Below are 1,282 nucleotides of genomic sequence, written 5' to 3'. Positions count from 1 at the left end.
GGGCGTGAGGAACGAACTGGTGACAGGTTCGGTTTAGGCCGCCAGTGTGTGCGGCTCGGCTAGCTTGGCTTCGAACTCGATGGGCGTCAAGCCGCCGAGGGTGTCTTGGGCGCGCTGGCGGTGATACTTCCGCTCGATCCACACGACAATCGCGAGCCGGAGTTCCTGCCGGGTCGTCCACCGCTGCTGGTTGAGGACGTTCGTCTGCAGCAGCGACCAGAACGACTCCATGGCGGCGTTGTCTCCGGCGGCGCCGACGCGACCCATCGATCCGACCATGTCATGACGGCGCAGCTCGCGGGCCATCGCCCTGCTGCGGAACTGGCTGCCCCGGTCAGCGTGCAGGATGCACCCGGCGACCTCACCGCGACGAGAGACGGCGTTGCGGACGGCATCGACGGCGAGCTTCGCGGTCATCCGGTCGCTGATCGAGTAGCCGACGATGCGGTTGGAGAACACATCCTTGATCGCGCAGCAGTACAGCTTGCCTTCGCTCGTCCGATGCTCCGTGATGTCCGTGAGCCACAGCCGGTTCGGGGCATCGGCGCGGAACACCCGCTGCACGTGATCGTCGAACACCGGCGGGCCGGCCTTCTTGCCCTTCCCACGTCGCCGGCGCTGCGCGGACGAGAGGATCCCGGCCTGCGAGCACAGCTTCCACGCCGTCCGCCGGCTCATCCGCCATCCCGCCCGACGGGCTTCGTCGGCAAGGTATCGATACCCGAACGTCGGGTCGTCGTGATGCGCGTCATGCAGCGCGTTGATCCGATACGCGCGGAGCACGTCCGCGTCCCGGACAGGGGCGTTGCGCCACCGGTAGTAGGGCTGTCTTGCGAGCTTGAGGACCCGACACGACACCGTCACGGGAATCCCCGCTTCGGCGAGCTCAGCAACGAGCGGGTACGTCATTTTGGGGAGCCACCAAGGCGCAGGTTCGCCTGCGACAGATACGCCGCCGCACGGCGGAGGACCTCGTTCTCCTGCTCCAGCAACCGGATCCGCTTCTTCAGCTCCCGAGCCTCGGCCGCGTCCGCCGCGGTCTGACCAGGTCGATTGCCGTCTTCAACATCGGCCTGGCGGAGCCAGTTCTGCAGGGTTGCTTCACTGATGCCGAAGTCGATGGCGATCTGTTTGATGGTGACGCCGCTCTCGCGGCTGCGAGCGACCGCGACAACGTCTTCGCGGAACTCTCTGGGATAGGGACCGGGCATGATGACATCCTCCCCGTCAGCGCCTCCCGACACTAACGATCAGTTGTCACCGATTCGTTCCTCACGCCCGG

1 pseudogene is annotated in these 1,282 nt (G+C 66.2%); it reads right to left on the bottom strand.

Annotation, left to right across the window (positions count from 1 at the left end):
• Nucleotides 1-33 precede the first annotated feature (33 nt).
• Nucleotides 34-1,211, bottom strand: a pseudogene (locus tag PYV02_RS15295) (IS3 family transposase).
• Nucleotides 1,212-1,282: the final 71 nt, after the last annotated feature.

This window comes from Antiquaquibacter metalliresistens (genome assembly GCF_029211225.1).
GTDB classification, from domain to species: Bacteria; Actinomycetota; Actinomycetes; order Actinomycetales; family Microbacteriaceae; genus Rhodoglobus; species Rhodoglobus metalliresistens.
The sequence above is the reverse complement of the archived record's forward strand: the minus strand, read 5'-3'. Positions and strand labels throughout refer to the sequence as shown.